Source organism: Actinomadura syzygii, from assembly GCF_008085905.1.
Lineage (GTDB): Bacteria > Actinomycetota > Actinomycetes > Streptosporangiales > Streptosporangiaceae > Spirillospora > Spirillospora syzygii.
The window spans coordinates 282,572-305,818 of the sequence record NZ_VSFF01000008.1 but is presented as its reverse complement, the minus strand read 5'-3'; the positions used below and the strand labels follow the sequence as shown (position 1 = coordinate 305,818).

Annotated in this window: 21 protein-coding genes; 13 read left to right on the top strand and 8 right to left on the bottom strand. The window is 71.8% G+C overall.

Annotated elements, in window-relative coordinates; all coding sequences use genetic code 11:
• The first annotated feature begins 6 nt into the window (after positions 1–6).
• Positions 7–2,361, top strand: a complete 2,355-nt coding sequence (locus FXF65_RS21875) for a bifunctional salicylyl-CoA 5-hydroxylase/oxidoreductase (RefSeq protein ID WP_148351852.1) — start codon at positions 7–9, stop codon at positions 2,359–2,361.
• 45 nt (positions 2,362–2,406) lie between these two features.
• Complete coding sequence (locus FXF65_RS21870; protein ID WP_148351851.1) at positions 2,407–2,898, top strand: cupin domain-containing protein; 492 nt, start codon at positions 2,407–2,409, stop codon at positions 2,896–2,898.
• Between the two features lie 5 nt (positions 2,899–2,903).
• Here FXF65_RS21870 and FXF65_RS21865 read toward each other — a convergent pair whose 3' ends face one another.
• Positions 2,904–4,382: an MFS transporter gene (locus FXF65_RS21865; RefSeq protein WP_148351850.1), complete on the bottom strand. Its 1,479-nt coding sequence runs from the start codon at positions 4,380–4,382 to the stop codon at positions 2,904–2,906.
• 112 nt (positions 4,383–4,494) lie between these two features.
• Between FXF65_RS21865 and FXF65_RS21860 the strand changes: the two genes are divergently transcribed.
• Complete coding sequence (locus tag FXF65_RS21860; protein ID WP_148351849.1) at positions 4,495–5,226, top strand: TetR/AcrR family transcriptional regulator C-terminal domain-containing protein; 732 nt, start codon at positions 4,495–4,497, stop codon at positions 5,224–5,226.
• 3 nt (positions 5,227–5,229) lie between these two features.
• On the opposite strand, the gene FXF65_RS21855 is transcribed toward FXF65_RS21860, so the two are convergent.
• Positions 5,230–5,982, bottom strand: coding sequence for an SDR family oxidoreductase (locus FXF65_RS21855; RefSeq protein ID WP_148351848.1), 753 nt, complete (start codon positions 5,980–5,982; stop codon positions 5,230–5,232).
• Positions 5,983–5,987: 5 nt separating this feature from the next.
• Positions 5,988–6,800, bottom strand: a complete 813-nt coding sequence (locus tag FXF65_RS21850; RefSeq protein ID WP_148351847.1) for an alpha/beta fold hydrolase — start codon at positions 6,798–6,800, stop codon at positions 5,988–5,990.
• Between the two features lie 106 nt (positions 6,801–6,906).
• On the opposite strand from FXF65_RS21850, the gene FXF65_RS21845 reads away from it, so the two are divergent.
• Both FXF65_RS21845 and FXF65_RS21840 read left to right on the top strand, forming a co-directional pair.
• Positions 6,907–8,235 carry an aminotransferase-like domain-containing protein gene (locus tag FXF65_RS21845; RefSeq protein WP_148351846.1) on the top strand — a complete coding sequence of 443 codons (1,329 nt, stop codon included), beginning with the start codon at positions 6,907–6,909 and terminating at the stop codon, positions 8,233–8,235.
• A 61-nt stretch (positions 8,236–8,296) separates the two neighbouring features.
• Positions 8,297–9,025, top strand: a complete 729-nt coding sequence (locus FXF65_RS21840; protein WP_148351845.1) for a DUF6193 family natural product biosynthesis protein — start codon at positions 8,297–8,299, stop codon at positions 9,023–9,025.
• Positions 9,026–9,050: 25 nt separating this feature from the next.
• Here the strand turns inward: FXF65_RS21840 and FXF65_RS21835 are convergent, their stop codons facing one another.
• Together FXF65_RS21835 and FXF65_RS21830 are read right to left on the bottom strand one after the other, a co-directional pair.
• The gene (locus FXF65_RS21835; protein WP_222868692.1) at positions 9,051–9,728 is read right to left on the bottom strand and encodes a class I SAM-dependent DNA methyltransferase; all 678 of its coding nucleotides are present in this window, start codon (positions 9,726–9,728) and stop codon (positions 9,051–9,053) included.
• A 105-nt stretch (positions 9,729–9,833) separates the two neighbouring features.
• A complete protein-coding gene (locus FXF65_RS21830) occupies positions 9,834–11,030 on the bottom strand; it encodes an NAD(P)/FAD-dependent oxidoreductase (RefSeq protein ID WP_246198995.1) in 1,197 nt (398 codons plus the stop codon).
• Positions 11,031–11,241: 211 nt separating this feature from the next.
• Here FXF65_RS21830 and FXF65_RS21825 point away from each other — a divergent pair, with 211 nt between their 5' ends.
• The 7 genes from FXF65_RS21825 (at position 11,242) to FXF65_RS21795 (ending at position 18,624) form a co-directional block, all read left to right on the top strand.
• A complete protein-coding gene (locus tag FXF65_RS21825) occupies positions 11,242–12,822 on the top strand; it encodes a class I adenylate-forming enzyme family protein (protein ID WP_148351842.1) in 1,581 nt (526 codons plus the stop codon).
• A 36-nt stretch (positions 12,823–12,858) separates the two neighbouring features.
• Positions 12,859–13,749 (top strand): IclR family transcriptional regulator, encoded by an 891-nt coding sequence (locus FXF65_RS21820; protein WP_148351841.1) that lies wholly within the window; start codon positions 12,859–12,861, stop codon positions 13,747–13,749.
• Positions 13,750–13,893: 144 nt separating this feature from the next.
• A complete protein-coding gene (locus tag FXF65_RS21815; protein ID WP_148351840.1) occupies positions 13,894–14,676 on the top strand; it encodes an ABC transporter ATP-binding protein in 783 nt (260 codons plus the stop codon).
• Positions 14,673–15,431, top strand: a complete 759-nt coding sequence (locus FXF65_RS21810) for an ABC transporter ATP-binding protein (protein WP_148351839.1) — start codon at positions 14,673–14,675, stop codon at positions 15,429–15,431. The genes FXF65_RS21815 and FXF65_RS21810 overlap by 4 nt, the downstream gene beginning before the upstream one ends.
• Complete coding sequence (locus FXF65_RS21805) at positions 15,428–16,315, top strand: branched-chain amino acid ABC transporter permease (protein ID WP_148351838.1); 888 nt, start codon at positions 15,428–15,430, stop codon at positions 16,313–16,315. The genes FXF65_RS21810 and FXF65_RS21805 overlap by 4 nt, the downstream gene beginning before the upstream one ends.
• Positions 16,308–17,447, top strand: coding sequence for a branched-chain amino acid ABC transporter permease (locus tag FXF65_RS21800; RefSeq protein WP_246198994.1), 1,140 nt, complete (start codon positions 16,308–16,310; stop codon positions 17,445–17,447). Before FXF65_RS21805 ends, FXF65_RS21800 begins: the two co-directional genes overlap by 8 nt.
• The gene (locus tag FXF65_RS21795; protein WP_148351837.1) at positions 17,365–18,624 is read left to right on the top strand and encodes an ABC transporter substrate-binding protein; all 1,260 of its coding nucleotides are present in this window, start codon (positions 17,365–17,367) and stop codon (positions 18,622–18,624) included. Before FXF65_RS21800 ends, FXF65_RS21795 begins: the two co-directional genes overlap by 83 nt.
• Positions 18,625–18,711: 87 nt before the next feature.
• On the opposite strand, the gene FXF65_RS21790 is transcribed toward FXF65_RS21795, so the two are convergent.
• The 3 genes from FXF65_RS21790 to FXF65_RS21780 form a co-directional block, all read right to left on the bottom strand.
• A complete protein-coding gene (locus tag FXF65_RS21790; protein ID WP_148351836.1) occupies positions 18,712–19,101 on the bottom strand; it encodes a VOC family protein in 390 nt (129 codons plus the stop codon).
• A gap of 78 nt (positions 19,102–19,179) precedes the next feature.
• A complete protein-coding gene (locus FXF65_RS21785; RefSeq protein WP_148351835.1) occupies positions 19,180–20,070 on the bottom strand; it encodes a sigma-70 family RNA polymerase sigma factor in 891 nt (296 codons plus the stop codon).
• Between the two features lie 94 nt (positions 20,071–20,164).
• Positions 20,165–21,985: an asparagine synthase-related protein gene (locus FXF65_RS21780; protein ID WP_222868668.1), complete on the bottom strand. Its 1,821-nt coding sequence runs from the start codon at positions 21,983–21,985 to the stop codon at positions 20,165–20,167.
• Positions 21,986–22,345: 360 nt separating this feature from the next.
• Here FXF65_RS21780 and FXF65_RS21775 point away from each other — a divergent pair, with 360 nt between their 5' ends.
• Entirely contained in the window at positions 22,346–23,197 is an 852-nt protein-coding gene (locus tag FXF65_RS21775) for an SAM-dependent methyltransferase (RefSeq protein WP_148351833.1), read from the top strand.
• Positions 23,198–23,247: the final 50 nt, after the last annotated feature.

Below are 23,247 nucleotides of genomic sequence, written 5' to 3'. Positions count from 1 at the left end.
GGCATCGTGCGCATAGCGGTCATCGGAGGCGGGCCCGGCGGCCTGTACTTCGCCGCGCTCGCCAAGCAGCTCGGGCCCGCCCATGAGATCACCGTGTGGGAGCGCAACGCCGCCGACGACACCTTCGGATTCGGCGTGGTCTTCTCCGACGAGACGCTCGGCGGCATCGAGCACGCCGACCCCGGGATCTACCGGCTGATGTGCGCGGAGTTCGCCCGGTGGGACGACATCGACATCCACCACCGCGGGCGGGTCCTGACCAGCGGCGGGCACGGCTTCGCCGCGATGAGCCGCAGGCGGCTGCTGGAGATCCTCCAGACCCGGTGCCGGGAACTGGGCGTGGCGGTCCACTTCCGCGCCGAGGCTCCCGACGTCGCGGGGCTGGCCGCCACGCACGACCTGGTGGTCGCCTCAGACGGGCTGAACTCCGCGGTCCGCGCCGCCTACGCCGACTCCTTCCGGCCCGACCTGGAGCAGCGCGCCTGCAAGTACATGTGGCTGGGCACCGACAAGGTCTTCGAGGCGTTCAAGTTCTTCATCCTGGAGACCCCGTACGGCGTGATGCAGGGGCACGCCTACCCCTTCGACTCCCACGGCAGCACGTTCATCGCCGAGATGCACGAGGACGTGTGGCGGGCGGCGGGCTTCGACGCCTTCGCCGCCCGCGACTTCGCCCCCGGCGAATCCGACGACAAGTCCATCGCGAAGATCCGGGAGCTGTTCGCCGAAGCGCTGGACGGAGGCGAGGTCCTCGCCAACAACAGCAGGTGGACCAGCTTCACCACCGTCCGCAACGCGTCCTGGCGGCACGAGAACATCGTCATCCTCGGCGACGCCGCCCACACCGCGCACTTCTCCATCGGCTCGGGCACCAAGCTCGCCATGGAGGACGCGCTCGCCCTGGCCGCCTGCCTGCATGAACACGAGGGCGTCGGCGCCGCGCTGGAGGCGTACGAGGCGGAGCGCAAGCCGGTCGTCCAGTCCACCCAGCGCGCCGCGCAGGCCAGCCTGGAGTGGTTCGAGAACCTCGACCAGTACACCGGCCAGGACGCCGAGCAGTTCGCGTTCAACATCCTGACCCGCAGCCGCCGCATCACCTACGACAACCTCCGCCTGCGCGACCCGGAGTTCGTCGCCTCCGTCGACGCCTGGTTCGCCGACTACCAGGACAATCCCGGGGACGTCTTCGCGGTGCCGCCGATGTTCCGCCCCTTCCGGCTGGGTGACCTGCACCTGGCCAACCGGGTCGTGGTGTCGGCGATGGACATGTACAAGGCCGTCGAGGGGATGCCGACCGACTTCCACCTCGTCCACCTGGGCGGGAAGGCCCTCGGCGGCGCGGGCCTGGTCATGACCGAGATGGTGTGCGTCTCCGACACCGGCCGGATCACCCCCGGATGCGCGGGGATCTGGACCGACGCCCAGGCGGCCAAGTGGCGGCAGATCACCGACTTCGTCCACGCCGAGAGCCAGGCGAAGATCGGTCTGCAACTCGGCCACTCCGGCCGGAAGGGCTCCACCCGCCTCATGTGGGAAGGCATCGACCAGCCGCTGGACGACGGCAACTGGGACGTGGTCGCTCCCTCGCCCATCCCGTACGCCGAAGGCGTCAACCAGGTGCCGCGCGAGCTCGGCGCCGAAGAGATGGCCGGGATCACCCGGCAGTTCGCCGACGCCGCCCGCCGCGCCGACGAGGCCAGGTTCGACCTGCTGGAACTGCACTGCGCCCACGGCTACCTGCTGTCGTCGTTCATCTCCCCCGTCACCAACCACCGGACCGACGCCTACGGCGGCTCCCTGGACGGACGGCTGCGCTACCCGCTGGAGGTCTTCGCCGCGATCCGCGAGGTCTGGCCCGCGCACAAGCCGCTGACCGTCCGCATCTCGGCCACCGACTGGATCGACGACGGCGTCACCGGCGACGACGCCGTGCACGTCGCGCGGGCCTTCGCCGCGGCGGGCGCCGCCGCCATCGACGTCTCCACCGGCCAGGTCGCGCCGCACGAACGTCCGGCGTTCGGACGCTCCTACCAGACGCCGTTCGCCGACCGGATCCGCAACCAGGCCGGAGTCCCCACCATCGCCGTCGGCGTCATCTCCTCCTACGACGACGTCAACTCCCTGCTCCTCGCGGGCCGCGCCGACCTGTGCGCGCTCGGCCGCGTCCACCTCTACGACCCCAACTGGACCCTGCACGCCGCCGCCGACCAGGACTACACCGGCGACGGCGCCGCCTGGCCGCTGCCCTGGCGGGCCGGTCGGCGCAGGCCGCAGACCGGCCGGACCGACGGCCCGAAGCCCCGCCTCCAGCTCATCCGGGACGGGGCGACCGCGACCCGGCACGCCCGCTGGCGGCCGTGAACCGCCGTCCACGCCCGCCGTCCATCCTCAGTCAAGGAGTTGACCATGCAACCGTCCCAGCAGGACCTCGGCCACCGGCTCGAAGGCGACACCTCGATGCACGCCGACGACAGCGGCCTGGTCGTCCCCGTCGTCACCCGGGGAGGGCTGGAGTCCGCGCTGACCGGCCAGTCCGACGGCGCGACCCGGGTGGCCGGGGTGAGCCCGCAGCACACCCCGGCCACCCGCATCTGGTTCGGCAAGGTCAGCAACGACCCCGGCTACCGGTCGGTGCCCCACCACCACGGCGAGGCCGAGACCGGCGGGTACGTTCTGCTGGGCCGCGCCCGCATCTACTTCGGCGCCAAGTACGAGGACTACATCGACATGGAGGAGGGCGACTGGGTCTTCGTCCCGCCGTACATGCCGCACGTCGAGTGCAACCTCGACCGCAACAAGCCGCTGACCTGGATGACCGCGCGGACACCTGAGAACCTCGTGGTCAACCTCGCCGACGTCGCCGACGCGGCCCTGCGCGACTGGGCCAACCGGCCCTGACGGAGCTAGTGGACGGACGCGGGGTCGTCGTCCAGTGTGGGCTGCTTCTCTCGTTCGTTGGCTGGACGGTTCTTCGTGAGCGGGGCGGCGATGCACGCGGCGGCCAGCAGGATCGCGGAGGCGACGGTCAGCGCGACTGTGTAGCCGTGCACGACGGCCTCGTCCGGGGTGCGTCCGGCGCGTCCGGCCAGGTAGGACGCGGTGACGCTGGCCGCGACCGTGTTGAGCAGCGCCGTGCCGAGCGCGGCGCCGAGTTGCTGGGCCGCGTTGTAGGCCGCCGACGCGGCGCCGATGTCGTGCCCCCGCATGCCCGCCGTGGCCAGCCCGGCGGTCGGGGGCAGGACGCAGCCGAGCCCGAGCCCGGTGAGGACCAGTGACGGCACCAGGTACAGCGGCAGGACGTGGGCGCTGTGCGCGGTCAGCCGGGTCAGGACGAGCATCCCGACGGCGGCGACGACCAGGCCCGGGACGATCAGGAGCGCGGGCGCGACACGTCCGTGCAGTCTCCCGGCGATGAGCATGGAGCCGAGCAGCGCGGCGACGGCGTTGACGATGAGCGTCAGCCCCGCCTCGACCGGCGAGTAGCCCAGGACCGTCTGCGTGTAGTAGCTCATGAACAGGTAGAAGCCGAACATCGCGACGAACAGCAGCGTGATCGAGGCGAACGCGCCCGCGCGGGCCCGATGGGCGAGGACGCGCATCGGCAGCAGCGGGTGGGACGACCGGATCTCCACGGCGGTGAACGCGGCCAGCAGCACGACACCGGCCACCAGCGCCGACAGCACCCTGACCGAACTCCAGCCGTGCGGCGCGGCCTCGCTGAACGCGTAGACGAGCGCGGCGAACCCGGCGGTGCTGAGGAGCGCGCCGGGGACGTCGAGCCCGCCGCGTCCGTGGCCCGGCCGGTCCCGTGGGACGAGCGTCGCGCCGAGGACGGCGAGCAGCGCCATCGGGACGTTGACGTACAGGCACCACCGCCAGCTCGCGTACTCGGTCAGGAGCCCGCCCGCGACCAGGCCGACCGCCGATCCGGCGGCGCCGACCGCGGCGAACACGCCGAACGCCCGGCCGCGTTCGCGGTCGTCGGTGAACGTGGTGGTCAGCAGCGACAGCCCGGCGGGGGCGAGGGCGGCGGCGAACGCGCCCTGCAGCGCCCGCGCGCCGAACAGCGTCCCGGCGTCGACGGCCGCCCCGCCGAGGGCGGACGCGGCGGCGAACCCGACCAGGCCCGCGACGAACGTGCGCCGGTGGCCGAGCGCGCCGCTGATCCTGCCGCCGATCAGCAGCAGTCCGCCGAAGGCCAGGGCGTAGGCGGTGATCGCCCACTGCCTGCTCGTGTCGGACATGCCGAGCGCGTCCTGCGCGGACGGCAGCGCGATGTTCACGATCGTCCCGTCCAGGACGACGAGGAGCTGGGCCGCACTCACGGCGAGCAGCGTCCACCACCGCCGTCGCCGCAGGTCGGGGGCTGGTTTGTCTTCCATCGCCGCACTCCTGTCTACCAGTGTTCGATGTTCCCTAACAACGTTAGGTGCGATCGAACACGGTACTACACTGGGTCCGCCGGTCAGGACGGCCAGAAATGAGCGAGGTGCGATGGACAAGGCGGCGGAGCGTGAACGCGACCGGCGCAAGGAACCCCGGGCCGAACCGGGGCTCCGGAGCGTCTGGCTGCGGCCCCGCCGGACGTCCCGGGGCGAGCCGCCGCTGAGGCTCGACCGCATCGTCGAGGCCGCCGTGGCGCTCCTGGACGAGGAGGGGATCGACCGCCTCACCATGCGCCGTCTCGCCGAGCGCCTCTCGGTGGCCGCGCCGTCGCTGTACTGGCATGTCGACACCAAGGACGACGTGCTCGACCTGGCCGTCGACGCGATCTTCAGCGAGCCGCCGCCCAAGGCGGGGAGCGCGGACGGCTGGCGCGAGGACGTCTCCGCCGTCCTGACGGCGTGGCGGGCGGCGCTGCTGCGCCATCCCTGGGCGGCCGCCGTTCCGGCGCGGCGGCGGCCGACGATCGGCCCCAACTTCCTGGCCTGGATGGAGTTCCTGCAAGCGACCCTGGTCCGCGCCGGGTTCACCGGGAAGGGGCTGTCGGCGGCGACCTGGGCGCTCTACAACCACGTGATGGGTTCGACCGCGTCCGAGGCGGCCCTGCACATCACCGACGAGGAACGCCGCGTCGGGCAGGAGCGGTTGCGGGCCGACGGCGACCGGTATCCGACCCTGGCCGCCTGCGGCTACCTCTACGACGACGACTGGGACGGCAGTTTCACCACCGGGCTCCGCTACCTGCTCGACGGACTCGCCGCCCAGTTGCCGTCCGCTGGGTGAATCTCAGGTGCGGTGGACGGCGAAAGGGCCGAAACTCTGGGCGACGGGCATCAGTTCGATCGTGTTGACGTTGACGTGGGCGGGCTGGGACACCGCCCAATGCACCGACTCCGCGATGTCCTCGGGCTCGATGGGCCGCATTCCCGCGTAGACGTCGGCCGCCTTTTCCCGGTCTCCGTGGAATCGAACCGTGGAGAATTCCGTCGACCCGCCCATGCCGGGTTCGACGCAGGTGACGCGGACGCCGGTGCCGTGCAGGTCGCTGCGGAGGTTGAGGCTGAACTGCCGCACGAACGCCTTGGTGGCGCCGTAGACGTTCCCGCCGGGATACGGGTACGTGCCCGCCACCGACCCGAGGTTGATCACATGGCCTCGCTTCTTCGCCACCAGGGTCGGCAGGATCGCGCGCGTGCAATGGACGAGGCCCCTGCAATTGGTGTCGAGCATTTCGTCCCAGTCGGCCAGATCGGCAAGGTGGGCGGGTCCTAGGCCCTTGGCCAGACCGGCGTTGTTCACCAGGACGTCGATGTCGGCGAACTCCGGCGGCAGCCCGGACACCGCGTCCGCCACGGCCGCGCCGTCGCGGACGTCGAGGACGAGGGGGTGCACCGCGCCGTCCCATTCCTCGGCCAGTCGCGCGAGCCGGTCCCCTCTTCGGGCCGCGGCCACGACGCGGGCGCCGTCGGCGGCGAAACGGCGGGTGATCGCGGCGCCGAAACCGGAGCTCGCCCCTGTCACGAACACGGTCGTCGTCATCCCGTTCACTCCCCTTCGGAAACGACGTCCAGGAACGCGCGCAGGGCGGCGTTGAACTCGTCCGGACTCTCCAGGTTGGGCATGTGGCCAGCCCCGTCGATCACGACCAGTGCGGAATTCGGGATGAGGTCGTGCATCCGCCGCGCGTCCTCGACCGGCGTGTACTCGTCCTCGCCGCCGACGACGATGAGGACCGGCGCGGCGGCGTCTTCCAGCGACTCGACGTAGTCGGGACGTTCCGCCCGCCCGCGCAGCGCGGCGGCCGCGCCTTCCGGTGACGTGCCGAGCATCATGCCGAGCACGTGCTCCGCGACCGCGGGCAGTCGTTCGATGGTGGACGGGGCCACCATCTTCGGCAGGACCTCCTCGGCGTAGGGCCGGATGCCCTCGTCGAGCAGCCGGTCAGCGAGGGCGTTTCGCGACCGCCGACCGTCCTCCGTCTCCGCCCATGGCGCGGTGTCGGCGAGCACCAGCCCGCGGATCCGGTGCGGGACCTGCCGGTGGATCTCCATGACGATCTGCCCGCCCATGGAAAGCCCACCGAGGACGAAGCTCTCCACGTCGAGCCGGTTGAGCAATCCGATGATGTCGCGGGCGAAGGTCTCCAGCGGGGTCTTCCCCGGTACGACCGTCGTCTCGCCGTAGCCGCGCAGATCCGGGACGATCACTCGCCAGCCGTCCGCGGCGAAGCGCTCCACCTGCGGCCGCCACATCGACCGGTCGAACGGATGGCCGTGCACCAGCACCAGCACGGACGCGGCGGCGCTTCCCTCGTCGTCGTACGCGATGGTGACCCCATCGACGGAAAGCGTGCTCATGAATACGCGCTCCTCATCCTCTTCCCGCGTTGCCGGTTCGATGCTATTGAGAGCAATACCTCGATGCAATAGTGGAATTGTTCTCGGTGCAATATTGTGGAGTGCCATGGACGACTACCGGAAGATCGCCGACGCGCTGGCCGCGCAGATCGCCGGCGGCCGCCTCCGCGCCGGGGACCGGTTGCCGCCGCAGCGGCGGTTCGCCCGGCAGCACGGCATCGCCGGTTCGACGGCCGCGCGGGTCTACGGCGAGCTGATCCGGCGGGGGCTGGCCGTGGGCGAGGTGGGCCGGGGCACGTTCGTCCGCGCCGGGCGTCCGCCCGCCGAGCCCGCCCTCGCCGAGCCCGCCGACGCCCTGGTCGATCTGGAGCTGAACTTCTCCGTCCTCCCGGAGCAGCCCGCGCTGGTCGCGGCGAGCCTCGGCGGGATGCTGCGGCCCGACGTCCTGGAGTCGGCGCTCCGCCCGGTCGGCGCGGCGGGAACCGCTCCGGATCGGGAGGCCGCCGCGCGGCTGCTGTCCCGCGCGGGCTGGGCCCCCGACCCGGGGCGCGTGCTGTTCGCGGGCAACGGGCGGCAGGCGATCGCCGCGTCGGTCGCCGCCTTGGTGCCGCCAAGCGAACGCCTGGGCGTGGAGGCGCTGACCTATCCGGTCGTGAAGGGCATCGCCGCTCGTCTGGGCGTCACGCTCGTCCCGCTGGCGATGGACGAGGACGGGGTGACGCCGGAGGCGATCCGGTCCAGCGGACCGCTGCGCGCCGTGTACCTGCAGCCGACGCTGCACAACCCACTTGGCGGCACGATGCCCGCCCGGCGGCGGGCGGAGCTGGCCGACCTGCTCCGTGAACTCGACCTGTACGCCGTCGAGGACGCCATCTACGCCTTCCTCCGCGAGGACCTCCCGCCGCTCGCCGACCTGGCGCCCGATCACGTCGTCGTGGTGGACAGCCTGTCCAAGCGACTCGCGCCGGGTCTGACCACGGGGTTCGCGGTCACGCCGGCGCGCCTGACGGGGCGGGTCGCCGCCGCGCTGCGGTCCGGCGGGTGGTCCGCCGGGCGGTTCGCGCTCGACGCCGCGACACGCCTGCTGGCCGACGGCACCGTCGAGACCGTCCAGCGCGCCAAGTGCCGGGACGCGGCGGCGCGGCAGGCGCTCATGCGCGAGCGCCTCGCCGGGTTCGCGATCGAGGCGGACCCGCACGCCTACCACTGCTGGTGGCGGCTGCCCGAACCGTGGCGCGCCGAGACGTTCGTCGCGGCCGCCGCCCGCCGGGGCATCGCCGTCTCACCCGCCGCCGCCTTCACGGTCGGCACGGGCCACGCCCCCCACGCCGTCCGGCTCGCGCTCGCCTCTCCCGCGATGGAGACCCTGTCGTCCGCACTAGGGACACTCGCGTCCCTGGCCCGAATGGCTCCAGAGGACACCACCACGGACTGACCGCAGCGGTCCGCATCTGTTAAAAGGGACATCTGCCCCGTCACGCCGGGATCGGAGGGCCATGAGCCACGAACCAGATCCAGCCGTCCTGTATCCGGAGGTCGCCGCGCTGGGCAGCCTGGCCGCGGCGCTCCGAGCCGCGTCCGCTGATCAGGGCGTCTCGCTGACGATGGTGGAGACTCCGTCCGATCCGCTGCGGCATGCCACCGTCGCCAGCGTCCTCGCGCACCGTGCGGACCTGATCGTGACGGCCTGGCATTTCGAGCGCAAATGGCATGTCTGGGGCTCGGCGAACAACGGCATCCTGATCAGCGGGACGACGACGGACCTGCGCCAGTTGCCCGGGGTCGCGCTGGGCTGGGCCGAGGGCGCCGGTCTCGACGAGGTCGATCGGGCCGCGCCCTTCGACGTCCTGACCGGACGTTTCGAGGTGCCCGACGACGACCCCGCCGACGTCATCGAGTCGGAATGGCGATGGATGCTCAAGGACGCCGGGGCCGCCGACTGGCCCGAATACCAGGCGCTCATCGAAGCGGCGTACGCCGAACCGAGCCTTCGGCGGCTCTACCCCTACACCAGTCATTGGGCGCTCGGTTTCGCCGCCGCTCCGGATCTGCCCTTCGGCACGCCGAGCTTCGTCTCGATCGACTCACCTCGCGGCGAGGGCGATTACACCATCAGGGAATGGTGGAACGGCCCGGCTTTGATCCAGGTCGCCACCGCCGCTGAAGCGATCGCCGTCGCCGTGGACCGCATCCCGGAGCATCTTCTGCGACCAGCGCCGCACTGACCGAACCGCACAGCCCCCGGCGTTCTCAGGACGGCTTGCGCCACACGGAGATGTGTTTGGTGGAGTCAGCGGTGAATGGCGCTCCGTCCCAGCCCGCGACGCGCCGCTCCAGTTCGAGGCCCGCGATCCGTGCCATCAGGTCGAGTTCCGCGGGCCAGGCGTACCGGTGCCGGGAGTTGTCGCGTCGGTAGCGGCCGTCCTCGCCGTCGCGGATGAAATGGTGCGAGACGAGTATCTGCTCGACCAGGTCGAAGGTGTCGAGGCCGACATGCTGGTCGGAGACGTCGAACGGCACCGCCTCCTGGCCCCGTGGCAGGAAGCGCAATGGCGGCACCCCCAGCTCGATGACGAACCGGCCGCCGGGCGACAGATGGCGCGCCGCGTTGCGGAAGCATTCGACCTGCTCGTCCTGCGTGAGCAGATTCGAGATCGTGTTGTAGACGAGGTAGACGAGGGCGAACTCGCCGGGGACGACGGTCGTGGCCATGTCCCCGATGGCGACGGGAAGCGTCTCCTCGTCGACCTTCTTTCGCAGAACGGCCGCCATGTGCTCGGACAGTTCGATGCCCGCCACGGGCACGCCGCGTTCACGGAGCGGGACGCCCACACGTCCGGTTCCGATGGCGAATTCCAGCGCCCGGCCGTCACCGGCGAGTTCGGCGAGGAAGGACAGGGTCGGTTCGAGAACGGCGGCCGAGGACATCTCGGTCTCTTCGGCGTCGTAGCGCTCAGCGGTCGCGCGGGACCACGGTTCACTGCTCGTCACGGTCGGCCACTGTGCCGGGCGCGGCGGGGGTTGTCCAAGGAATTAGTCGGCGGCGTCCGTCAGACGGACGGCCGGGTCGGCGGCGCGCTCGGCGGAGAGCGGGACGCGGTCGGCGATGAGGCGGCGGGCCTCCCGGACGTCGCGCGGGTTGTCCACGGCGAGCGCCGCGCGCAGGCGGCGGCCGTCGAACCACAGCGCCGTCCACGAGTCGGACGGATGTCCGCGCAGGACGAGCCGCTCCGCGCCGTCGTGGTGGCCGACGTACTGGAGGCGGTGCCCGAGCTGGTCGGACCAGAAGTAGGGCACCGGGTCATACGGCTCGACATGGCCGAGGACGTTGCGGGCGGCTGTCTGGGCGGATGCCGCGGCATGGTCCCAGTGCTCGACCCGTATGCGTCCGCCGAAGAGGCGCGACGGCCAGCGGACGATGTCGCCCGCCGCGTAGACGGCTCCCGGTCCGGTGCGCAGTGCCGCGTCCGCGTCGACGGCGCCGTCAGGGGCGAGGGGGACGCCGCTCCCCCGCAGCCAGCCGGTGTCCGGCCGGGCGCCGATGCCCGCCACGACGATGTCGGCGTCCACTCGGCCGCCGCCCGCGAGGGAGACGCCGCGGTCGTCCAGGCCGGTGACGGGCGTGTTCAGGCGCAGGTCGATGCCCTGCTCGGCGTACCAGGGGACGAGATGCCCACCGACCGCTCCGGGAAGCGCCCGCGCGAGCGGGGTGGGCGCGGCGTCGATGACGGTGACCTTCCGGTCGAGGGCGGCGGCGCGGGTGGCCACCTCGCTGCCGATCCATCCCGCGCCCACGATCGCGACCGAGGCCGCGTCGCGCAGCGCCGCGCGCAGCCGCCGGGCGTCCCCGACCGTGCGCAGCGCGTGGACGGCGCGGGACGTCCCGCCCAGGCCGATGGGCGACGACCCGGTCGCGAGGATGACGGCGTCGTAAGGGTGGACGCCCTCGGTGCTCTCGACCGTGCCGGGACGCAGGCTAAGGGCGCGGCAACGCAGGCGGAGGTCGGCGTCAAGGTCGTCTTTGAGCGTGGTGTCGTCGACGGTCCCGGCCAGCAGTTCCTTTGACAGCGGCGGCCGGTCGTAGGGCGGGTGCGGCTCCGCGCCGAGGACGGTGAGGCCGCCGTCGTAGCCCTCGGCGCGCAGCGTCGCGGCGGCGGTGTGCCCGGCGAGCCCGCCGCCGACGACCACGACCCGGCGGGGCCCGCGCACGCCCCGGAGACCGTCGCTCACCGCATCCTCCATTCGATCGATTGACCAATTGAATAATTGGAAGCTACCAGCCGTCCGCCCGGCCCGCCAACCCGCGGAGAGCGGCAGGGGCGGCGCCGCGCCCGATCCCCGCTCTCCTCCGACCCCTGCGGCTAACCTGCGCATATGCGGGTATTGACGTTCGATCGATTGAACGATAGAAAAAATCCACCGCGGGTGAGAGGAGAACCCCATGCCTGCTCTGGACGAGACCGTCCCAGGTGACGCCCGGCCCACGGCGGAAGGCCGCCGGATCGCCACGCTCGTCGAGGCCCTGCACGACGCGGTCGCGCACGCCCCCGAGCGGACGGCGATCACGTGCGACGCCCAGACGCTGACCTACGCCCAGTACGGCCGCGCCGTGGACGCCCTCGCCGCACGGCTCGCGGCGGCGGGCGCACGCGGCCGGACGGTCGCGATCGCCATGCCCAACTCGCCGCGGATGGCCGTGGCGATCTTCGCGGTGTGGGTCGCGGGCGGACGTGTCGCCTGCCTCAACCCCGGCTACACCCCGGCCGAGCTGAGCCCCCTGCTGCGGGGATCCGCACCCGTGGTCGTGCTCACCGACGCGGAGGCGGCGACGTCCGGGCCGGAGGCGGCCGCCGCCGAACTCCGGCTGACGGTCCTCCCGGTCACCAACGCCGACCTGCGCCCGGACGCCCCCGCCGCCGGGGCGCTCCGCTCCCCCGCCCCCGGCGACATGGCCGCGCTGCTGTTCACCGGCGGCACCACGGGCCTGCCCAAAGGCGTCGAGTACACCCACGCGGCGCTGCTGCGGACCGTCCAGGGCGCCGAGACGTGCTGGCCCACGCGGCTGGACGAGGAGATCTGGCTCAACGTGGCGCCCATGTTCCACATCTGGGGCCTCGCGATCGGCTTCCTGCACGCGGTGTACGGACGGTGCGGCCTCGTCATGGTGCCCCGGTTCGTTCCGGCGACCGTCGTCCAGGAGTTGGAGCGGCACCGGGTGACGGTGTTCAGCGGCGGTCCGGCGGCCATCTACGGCGGCGTCCTGTCCGCTCCGGCGCTGGCGGAGGCCGACCTGTCGGCGCTGCGGCTCTGCCAGGGCGGCGGCTCGGCGATCCCCGCCGACCTGCAGAACCGCTGGCAGGCGGCGACCGGCCGGCCGATCTACGAGGCTTACGGGATGACCGAGCTGGCGCCGATCGCGTGCAACCCGCCCGAGCAGCCGCCGCGCCCCGGCTCGGTCGGGACCCCGACCCCGGGCGTCCGGGTCCAGGTCGTCGACCCGATCCGGCTCGCCCCGCTGCCGGCCGGGCAGACCGGCGAGATCCGCGTCCGGGCCCCGCACATGCTGCACCATTACCTCGGCCTGGACGGCGAGCCGATCGAGGCGCTCACCGAAGGCTGGTTCCACACCGGCGACATGGGACGGTTCGACGACGACGGCTACCTGCACATCGTCGACCGCAAGAAGGACATGATCATCGTCGGCGGCTTCAACGTCTACCCGCGCGAGATCGACGACGTCCTGCTGACGCACCCCGCCGTGGACGAGGCCGCCACCATCGGCGTCCCCGACGAGCGCAAGGGCGAGCGTCCCGTCTCGTTCGTGTCGGCCGCGCCGGGCGGCGCGCCGCCCGACCCGGACGAGCTGGCCGAGCACTGCGCCCGGCACCTCACCGGCTACAAGCGCCCGCTGCGGATCATCGCCCTCCCGGTGATCCCGCGCACCCCGGCGAACAAGATCGACCGGATCGCGCTGCGCCGCCATCCGGCCGCCGCGCCCGACGCGCGTCCGTCCGCGGGCTGACCGGGCCGGGCCCACCCCTGACGGAAGTGATCGCTGATGGCGGGCGGACCCCTGAGTGAAAGCGTCACCTGGGACGGCGGCGGAACCGGAGCGGCGGACCACGCGACGGCGGGCGGGGAACCCTTCCTGTCCCTGGTCACCGCCGCCGCGCGGGAGGCGTGCGAGGATCGGCGGACGGCGGTCGACAAGGCCGTCGTCCTGCTGAAGTCGATCGCCGAGCATGACACCGAGATCGGGGTGAGCGAACTCGCCCGGCAGACCCGGCTGACCAAGTCCACGACCTTCCGCCTGCTCGGCATCCTGGAGCGCAACGGACTGGTCGAGCGAGTGGACGGCGGCTACCGCCTCAGCGCGCGGCTCTTCGACATCGGCACCCGCGTCTACGGACCGGCCCCCGGGCTGCTCCGCGAACGGCTCCTGCCGTACCTGGTCGACCTTTACGACATGACGCACGAGACCGTCCATCTGGCCGTGCTGCACCGCGCCGAGGTCATGTACGTCTACAAGCTGCACGGGCACCGGTCGGCGCGCGTGCCGTCCGAGATCGGCTGCCGCCGTCCCGCGTACTCGACGGGCGTCGGGAAGGCGCTGTTGGCGTTCGACCACGACGCGGCCGAGGTCGCCGCGGGCGGCGCGCTGGCCGCACACACCCCCTACACGATCCGCGACGCCGAGACGCTGCGGCGGGAGCTGCGGCGCGTCAGGGAGCACGGGATCGCCTTCGACCGCCAGGAGACCGTCCTCGGCCTGAGCTGCGTGGCGACGCCCATCATGGGGCCGGGACGGCGTCCGGTCGCGGCGCTGTCGGTCGCCGTCGCCGACCACCGGTTCGACCCGGCGCGGATCGCGCCCGCGCTGCGCCGGGTGGCGCACCAGGCCGCCCGCGCGCTGTCGGCCGCCGCCGCGAGCGCCCCGCGACTGCCTTAGCGCCGATTCCTTAGTCGCACTTCCCTTTTTGCCATTTTTCGGAGCGTGCCACATAGCGGCACGACCGCTTTCTCTTTCCCCTTCGCCCAGTTCACAGTCGTCGTGCATGACAGCCACGCGCTCCCGAGAGGAGGGCCCGTCCAGATGTTGGAAGTCACAGACCTGACCGTGCGGTACGGCCCGCACATGACCGCCCTCGACAAATGCACGCTGGCGTGCCCGGCCGCCGCCGTGGTGGCGGTGCTGGGCAGCAACGGCGCCGGGAAGACGACGCTCATGCGGGCGGTCTCCGGTGTGCTCGACCACCACGGCGGCAGGGTCGAGACGGGCCGGATCGCCTTCCGCGGCGAGACGATCACCAGTCGGGACCCGGCCGCGATCGTCGCCTCGGGCGTCGTCCAGGTCCCGGAGGGCAGGCGGGTCTTCGCGGGCATGACCGTGGAGGAGAATCTGCGGGCCGGAGCGATGCGCGCGGGGTCGCGCTCGGTCCGCGCCCAGGCGTACGAGCGCGTCTACGCGCTGTTCCCGGTGCTGGCCGAGCGCCGCGCCCAGCGCGCGGGCCTCATGTCGGGCGGCGAGCAGCAGATGCTCGCCATCGGCCGCGGCCTGATGTCGGAGCCGGACATGCTCCTGCTGGACGAGCCGTCGCTCGGCCTCGCCCCGAAGATGGTCGCCCACATCGGACGTGTCGTCTCCGAGATCCGCGACCAGGGGACGGCCGTCCTCCTCGTCGAGCAGAACGCCTCCATGGCCCTGTCGATCGCCGACCACGCCTACGTCGTCGAGGCCGGGACGGTGGCGCTCGAAGGGCCCGCCGCGACGCTGGAGGCGTCCGAGGAGGTGCGGGCCCGCTACCTCGGCGACCCGCGCGGCCCGGAGCTGGCGGTGGCCGGCGGCGGACGCTCGCTGAGCGTGTGGGTCCCATGAAGCTCAGCCTGCGGGACGTCTCCCTGCGCTTCGGCGGCGTGCGTGCCCTCGACTCGGTGTCCTTCGACGTCGAGCCCGGCACCGTCCACGCCGTGATCGGGCCGAACGGCGCGGGCAAGAGCTCGTGCTTCAACGCGATCTGCGGCGTGTACCCGGTCGGCGGCTCCGTCCGCCTCGGCGACCGGGAGCTGACCGGGCTCCCGCCGCACGCGATCGCCCGGCTCGGCGTCGCCCGCGCGTTCCAGAACATCGCGCTCGGCGGCGCGGACACCGTCCTCGACAACCTGATGGTCGCCCGGCACCACCTCACCCGCGCCGGGTTCGTGTCCACCGGGCTCGGGCTGCGCCGCGTCCGCCGCGAGGAGGACCGGCACCGCGCGCGGGTCACCGAGATCGCCGCGTTCACCGGGCTGGACGCCGTGCTGCGCACGCCCGTCGCCGAACTGTCCTACGGCGGCCGCAAGCGGGTCGAGTTCGCCCGCGCGCTCGCGGCGGAGCCGCGGGTGCTGCTGCTGGACGAGCCCGTCGCCGGGATGACCCACCACGAGAAGGCGACGACCGTCGCCCTGATCCGGGAGACCCGCGCGGTGCTCGGCGTGGCGGTGGTGCTCGTGGAGCACGACATGCCGCTCGTCATGGGCCTGGCCGACCGGATCACGGTCCTGGACTTCGGCCGCGTCATCGCCGACGGGCCGCCCGCGCACGTCCGGGAGCACCCGGAGGTCCTCCGCGCCTACCTGGGAGCGCACTCATGAGCCGGCTGATCGAGCTGCTCGCCATCGGCGTCTCGCTCGGATCCATCTACGCGCTCATCGCGGTGGGCTTCGCGGTGATCTTCAAGGGCACGCGGGTGGTGAACTTCGCGCAGGGCTCCCTGCTGCTGCTCGGCGCCTACGTCGTCGCGGCGCTCTCCCCGCACACGGGCTTCTGGCCCGCGCTCGGGATCGGGCTCGGGGCGGGCGCGCTCGGCGGGCTCGTCCTGTACTGGCTGGTGGGGCTCGTCCCGCACGGCGAGCACATGACGCTGTCGATCCTCACCATCGGCGCGGACGTGCTCCTCGCCACCGAACTGGCCCGCCGCATCGGGTCGCGGGTCATGCCGACCGGGGACCCGTGGGCGGACGGCGTCTGGCGGGTCGGCGGGCTCGTCGTCCCGTACTCGCGCACCGCCGCCCTGCTGTCCGCGCTGCTGGTGATCGGGCTGCTGTTCGTCGTGTTCAAGCGCACGACCTGGGGCGTCTCCTGGCGCTCCGCCGCGGCGGATCCCGAGGTCGCGACGCTCATGGGGATCAGGCTGCGGCGGGTCCGCGCCGCGTCCTGGCTGATCGGCGGCGCGCTCGCCACCCTCGCCGGGCTGTTCCTCGTGGCGTTCCCGAACACCGGGGTCGAGCCGCACACCGGGCTGCTGGCGCTGCGCGCCGTGCCGGCCGTGATCATCGGCGGGCTGGACTCGCCGGAGGGCGCGGTGGCGGGCGGCATCGCGGTCGGCGTCACCGAGACGCTCGTCGCCGGATACGCCGACGAGCTGGGCTTCCTCGGCCAGGGCGCGGGGGACGTCACGCCCTACCTGCTGATGATCCTCATCCTGCTGTGGCGGCCGTCCGGGCTGTTCGGGAGCAAGGAGGCCGTCCGTGTCTAGGGTCATGCGGACCGTCGGGACGGTGGCGGCGCTCGGCGTGCTGGTCGCGATGCCCTTCTACCTCGACGCCTTCTGGTTGCAGGTCGGCGCGTTCATGATGGCGGCGATCATCGGCGCGATCGGGCTCACCGTCCTGGTCGGGACGGCGGGGCAGCTCTCCCTCGCGCACGCCTTCTTCCTCGCCGCCGGGGCGTACGGCTACGCCTTCCTGGCGGGCGAGCCGGGCGCCGGGTCCGCCGGGACGACGCTCGCCGGGGCCGGGCTGCCGACGCCGCTCGCCGCGCTGCTCGCCGTCGCGCTCGCGGGCGGCGCCGGGCTGGCGTTCAGCCCGGTCGCCGGACGCCTCAACGGCCTCTACCTCGGCGTCGCCTCGCTCGGGCTGGTGTTCCTCGGGCAGCACGTGCTGTTCAACGCGCGTCCGGTCACGGGCGGGTTCAACGGACGGTCCGTCCCCGAGCTGTCGGTGTTCGGGTTCCGGCTGACCGGCGACGAACCGGAGCTCGTCCTGCTGGGCGTGCCCTTCGGGGCCAGGGAGCGCCTCTGGTACGTGGCGCTCGCGTGCGCCGTGGCCGGCTACGTCGTCGCCGGACGGATCGTCCGCGGCAGGCCCGGACGGGCCATGCGCCTCATGCGGCAGAACCCGATCGCCGCCGCGAGCATGGGCGTGCCGCTCCGCCGGTACCGGGCGGGCGCGTTCGTCCTCTCCGCGATGTACGCCGGGCTCGCCGGGATCCTGATCGCGCTCACCGCGCGGCGGATCGTCCCCGACTACTTCGGGCTGGTGCTGTCCATCGAGTACCTCGCGATGGTCGTCATCGGCGGCCTCGGCTCCGTCCGGGGCGCGGCGGTCGGCGCGGCCTTCGTCACCGGGCTCCCGCTCGTCCTCTCCCACTACGGCGACGACATCGGGTTCCTCGCGCGGCCCGGCGAGGACGGCGTCGACGCCGCCACCGCCGTCCGCATGCTCTACGGCGCGGCGATCGTCGCCTTCGTCATCGGCTCGGCCCAGCAGGCTCGGAAAGCTCAGAAGGCTCGGAAGGGAACACCCAATGCCATCACGATCACGATGGACCGCGCTCGGCGCGCTCTGCCTGGCGGTGCTCGTCGGAGGCTGCAGCGGCAAGGCCGCTGAGGGCGGGGACGGCGCGGGCGGGGACGGAGTCCGGACGGGCCCCGGCGTCACCGCGAAGACGATCAAGCTGGGCGCGATCAGCGACCTGTCCGGCGCCGTCTTCGGTCCGCTCGGCCGCACCCAGGTCCAGGGCAACCAGCTCTACATCGACAAGGTCAACGCGGCCGGCGGAATCTGCGGGCGCAAGCTGGAACTGGTGGTCAAGGACCACGGCTACGACGTCCAGAAGGCCACCGTCGCCTTCAGCGAGCTGGAGCCGCGGGTGCTCGGCATCACGCACCTGCTCGGCTCGCCGATGACGGCGGCGCTGGAGCCGGAGATCAGGGCGAAGAAGCTGCTGACCGTGCCGTCCTCGTTCGCGTCCTCGCTGCTGTCGAGCGAGTACCTCGTGGTGCTCGGCAGCACCTATGACATCGACATGATCAACGGCCTGGACTACGTCACGACGAAGCGGAAGCTGCTCGCGAAGGGCGACACGATCGGCCACATCTACTTCGAGGGCGAGTACGGTGCCAACGCCTTCCGGGGCAGTTCGTGGGCGGCGGGACGGCTCGGCCTGACGATCAGGGGGGCGCAGATCAAGGCGACCGACGCGGACCTCACCGCCCAGGTCACCAAGATGAAGGCCGAGGGGGCGAAGGCGATCCTGCTCAGCGCGTCCGCCCGGCAGACCGCGTCCGTCGCGGGCGTGACCCGCTCGATCGGGATGGACGTCCCGATCCTGACGCAGGCGCCCGGCTTCGACCCGGCCCTGCTCGACACGCCCGTCCGCGCCGCGCTGGAGAAGAACCTGACCGTCCTGACGTCCTACGCCCCCTACGGCGCCGACGCTCCGGGGCCGAAGGAGGTGGCCGCCGCGTTCAAGGCCAAGCACCCGGACGCGCCCGCGAACGCGCTGGCCGACTACGGCTACGTCTCCGCGCAGGTGCTCGGCGAGGCCCTCAAGCGGGCGTGCGCCGAGAAGGACCTCACGCGCGAGGGGCTGCGCACGTCCTACCGGAAGCTGAAAAGCCTGGACACGGGCGGGCTGATGGCGCCGATGGACTTCACCGTCCCGGGCGCGCCCGCGTCGACCGAGACGTTCATCTCCAGGGTGGACGCGGCGGCCGAGGGCGGCCTCGTCGCGGAGACCGGCCTCTACCGCGCCCAGATCACCCCCGACTACAAGGTGGGCTGACGACGCCCTGCGGCCCGGCCTCGCCTCGCGGCGAGACCGGGCCTCAGCGCGCGCCCGTGGGACCTGTGCGCCTGTTCTGACCGATGGTCAGCTAGCGGCTTTTCGCAGTCCGCGCAGTTGGAGCCGGTTGCCGTCGGGGTCCTGGAAAATCGCGAGGCTGCCCCACGGGTACTCCATCACCTCGGTCTCGAACCGGACGCCGCGCGACGTCAACTCCTGGTGCTCCCGCTCGAAGTCGTCGGTGTCGATGGTGTAGGCCCCGGGAATGTGGCTCTTGATCGGCTGGGCCTGTCCGGGAGTTCCCGGCCAGAGGACCAACTGGAAATCCTGTCCGGGCAGGCCGACCGTCAGGAATCGGGGGCCGTCGGGCGTCGGGTTTTCGAGGCGGCGCTCGAACCCGAGAACGTTGGTGTAAAAGTCGAGCGCCTTGTCCTGGTCGCTGACGAAGACGCTCGCATAGGCGATTGCTTCCAGCATCGTTGTCCCCTCTTCGTTCGTGCGGTCACCGGTATGACCAACGGCGGCGGACGAATGTGACCGCCCCTCAGGGGCCGGTCAGTCGAGGGCGGTCAGATCGAGGCGGCGGAGGCGCTCGGGGTCGGCGAGGATGTCGATCGCGACGATCCGGCCGCCCCGGACGGTGAACCCGGCGGCCGAGGTGGCCACGCCGTCCTGCCTGGTGAGCGTCCCGACCGCGCCGCTGATCAGCACCATCTCGACGGCGGGCGCGAGGCGCGAGAAGGCCGTCGCCTGGCGGGCGATCGTCGCCGCTCCGCGGACCTCGCTCGTCCCGGAGGCGGGACCCAGGTCGGCTCTGAGGACGGCGTCCGGGTGGAGGACGCGGAGCAGCCGGTCGAAGTCCCCGTCCCGCGCGGCCGCCAGGAAGGCTTCGACGACCTCGCGCTGGGCCCGGGGACCTGAGTCGGGGACGGTCTCCTCGACCCGCACGCGGCGCCGGGCCCGGCTGGCGAGCTTGCGCGCCGCCTCCGGGGAACGGTCGACGATGGGCGCGATCTGGTCGAACGGCACCGCGAACATGTCATGCAGGACGAACGCGAGCCGCTCGGCCGGGCTCAGTGTGTCCAGCACGACCAGCAGGGCGAGGCCCAGCGAGTCGGCCAGCAGCGCTTCATGCTCGGGGTCGGCGACGCCATCGATCCGGTCGATCCGGTCGATGACCGGCTCTGGCGGGTGGACGGCGTGCAGGGGCTCCTCGCGGCGCGTCCGGCGTGAGTGCAGCATGTTCAGCGAGACGCGGGCGACCACCGTCGTCAGCCATCCGCCAAGGTTTTCGATCTTGCCGCTGTCGGCGCCGCTGAGCCGGAGCCACGCCTCCTGGACGGCGTCGTCGGCGTCGCTCAGCGAGCCGAGCATCCGGTACGCCACCGCTCTGAGCCGGGCGCGCTGCGCCTCGAACCGCTCCGCCAACCACTGCTCGTCGTCCATGCGCGCGTCACATCCGTTCGTCCGGCCGTGTCACAGCACTGACCGACGGAACACCGCGAATGTGACCTCGCGCCTCGGCGGGGGCGTCAGCCGGTCACGGGATCGGAATGGTGACGTCCGGCAGGTCGGGACGAGCGTCGCGCCATTCGCCCGACAGCAGGACCGCGAGCGTGTAGATGTGCCAGGTCTGGTTGGCCCAGCCCTTCGGGACCGAGGCGAAATGCTCCTTGGCCCTGCGCTCGTCGACGATGTCGAACAGCTCCGGCGGCGCGCTCAGGACCTGGTCGCGCAGAATGGCCAGGAAGTTCTCGTCGTAGGACTTCCGCCAGTTGAAGCCGGCGGTCCGTCCCACCGGCAGGACCGCCGCCCGGCGCCGCCAGGCGGGCCATTCGCGCAGGCGCCGCGGCGAGTTGGCCTCGAAACGCCACCGCTTCCCCTCCGGCGGGACGTCGGCGATCTCGGGGGCCAGCGTCTCGATCAGCCGGAACACGACTTCCTCGTTCGCCCGCCAGGTGGCGGGAAGCGCCAGCGCCTCCCGGACGACGCGATTGTCGAAGAAGGGATGGTAATAGGGCCCGTTCATCAGGGTGGCGGTGTGGGAGCCGACGATCCAGCGGCCCGACCGGTAGAACAGGTAAAGCAGGTCGAGCACCCCGGCTCCGTCGTTCTCGGTGCGTTCCGCCCATTCGCCGTGCAGTTCCGCCGCCCGCGCGTTGGCCTCCGGAGTGAGGAAGGCGCTGCCGGATTTGAAAATGCTCTCGACCCGTTTCCGGAGCCCGGCCGGGCTCTGGTCCTTCTGGTCGTAGAGGAAACCGCCCCGCAGAGTCTCGCCGCCCGACCCGGACGTCTTCGGGGTGAAGTTGTACGGGGCCCAGTTGTTGACGCGCTCGTACGCCGACGTCATTCCCTCGCACGTGCGGATGATGTCGTAGGCCCTGAGGAACGGGTGGGCGACATCGACGGACGTCTGGTTCTCGGCGGTGACCGTCCGGTTGACCTTGTGCTCGATGCCGAGCCGCCGGGCGATCTCCGTCCCCAGGATGACGTCGGGGTCGTCCGCGAAACCGTGGGTGGTGGCCGTCATCGGGACCTTGGCGGCCCGGAGGATGGAAGCCATGACGCGGCTGTCGCGGCCGCCCGACAGGGCCAGGTTGACGGGTTCGTCGTGCCTGGCCAGCGGCGCGGCGGCCTTGATCAGCGCCTCGGCGAGCCGTCCGACGCGCTCGCGGGCCGCGCGGGCGCCGGTCGGGGCGGGCAGCACCTCCGGCAGCGGCGCCGTGACGATGTCGGGCCGCCCGCCGGGCCGGACCGTGATCGTGCTGGCCGCGGGCAACGCGCGCACACCGGCGAACGGCGTCTCATCGTTCGTGAAGAACCCGTGCCGGACCATCGGCTGGAGCGCCATGGTGTCGAGGTCGACCGACGGCCTGGCCATGTTCGTCGCCGCCGCCCGCGCGACGAGATGGACGAGAAGGGCCCGGCTGCCCGCGACGAAGACCCCGCCCGCCTCCGCGTAGTAGACGGGGCAGACCCGCGCGATCGACGTCGCCGCCTGAACTTCGTGCTCGCCCGCGCGGAACACCGAGAAACATCCGCCGAGCGACTCGGCCGCGTCGCCCAACCGGTCGGAATCGAACAGTTTCCGCTCGTCGTCCTCGGGTTCGCCGAGATAGCCGCAGTATCCGAGCACCCGTCCACCGCGTTCGATCAGCGGCCGCGGCAGGAGTTCGTGCCGGGGCTCATTCGACCAGGACAGAAGCGCGACACCGCCGTCGCCCGAGACCCAGCGCCCGGATTCGAGATGTTCCGGCGGCACCGGAATGGAGTCGACCGCCGCGGCCTCCGCCGCCTCAAGGACCACCTCGGGCAGCCGACCTCCAGGCGATGACGCTATGACGGCGAGATATGAACGCACGGTAATCCATTCAATTATGAACCTGAGGGGACAAATAAGTCTGGCGACGAGCGACGATAGAGGGGTTAACCCAGCATGGATGGAACGTGAATACTGCGACCGGCGCGGCCGAGCAATCGACGTCGTCGCGGAGGTCCCGCTGCTCACGACGTTTCGGCCCCGGCGGCCGCGCTCCCCATCGCTCCGCCCATCGGGCCCGTCACCGATTTAGCGGCGGGGCGGAGCGCTATCGCCGCCTGCGCGACCCTCGCTAACTGAATGTCGGCTGACCGTCACCTGAAAGCGCTGATCCTGCACCGTTGATTTTCCCGGTAGCATTGTCGCCCCCGGTTGCTGGCTTGGACGATAGGGGAGTCTGCCATGCCAACGGACGGCCCCTCGATTCACGCGAATTTCTCGGTAGACGTCCCTACACCTGCGCGAATGTACAATTACGCGCTCGGCGGCAAGGACCACTACGCCGTCGACCGGGCCGCCGTGCTGGCGCTCAACGAGAGATTCCCAGAGGCGCTCGACGCGACCAGGGCCAATCGCCTGTTCCTCTACCGGGTGGTCCGCTTCCTGGCACGCGACGTCGGCATCACGCAGTTTCTCGACCTCGGCAGCGGACTCCCCACCCACCACAACGTGCATCAGGTGGCACAGCGTTTCCAACCGACAGCGCACGTGGTTTACGTCGACAACGATCCGATCGTCCTCACCCATGGCCGCGCCCTGCTCGCCGACAACGAGCACACCACCGTAATCGGCCGGGACATGACCGATCCCGGCGAAGTGCTCGACGATCTGGACACCCGTCGCCTCATCGACTTCACCCAGCCCGTCGCCGCGCTGTTCCTGTCGGTGCCGCACTCGATTCCCGACGACGCCACGGCCCATCACACGATCACCACGGTCGCGAACGCGCTGCCCTCGGACAGTTACCTCGCCCTGTCCCAGTTCATCGGCATCGACCAGCGGACGGCCGACGAATTCACCGCGACGATGCGCAGCGTCGGCATGCGCTGGAAAAGCCGCACCCCCGACCAGGTCGCAGACTTCGTCCGCGACCTGGAACCGGTCGACCCGGGCCTGGTCAACGTCGTGGACTGGCGCCCGGACACCACCCAACCGCCCCTCGAACCCGTAGACCCGGAACTGCGCCACCTCCTGGGCGCCTCAGCCGACTGGCGCCGCGCCAAAGAATTCGGCGGCGTCCTCCGCAAACCCTGACCCCGCCGACTGCACAAACCCCTACTACCATCCGGCCGCGTTCAGGCGCT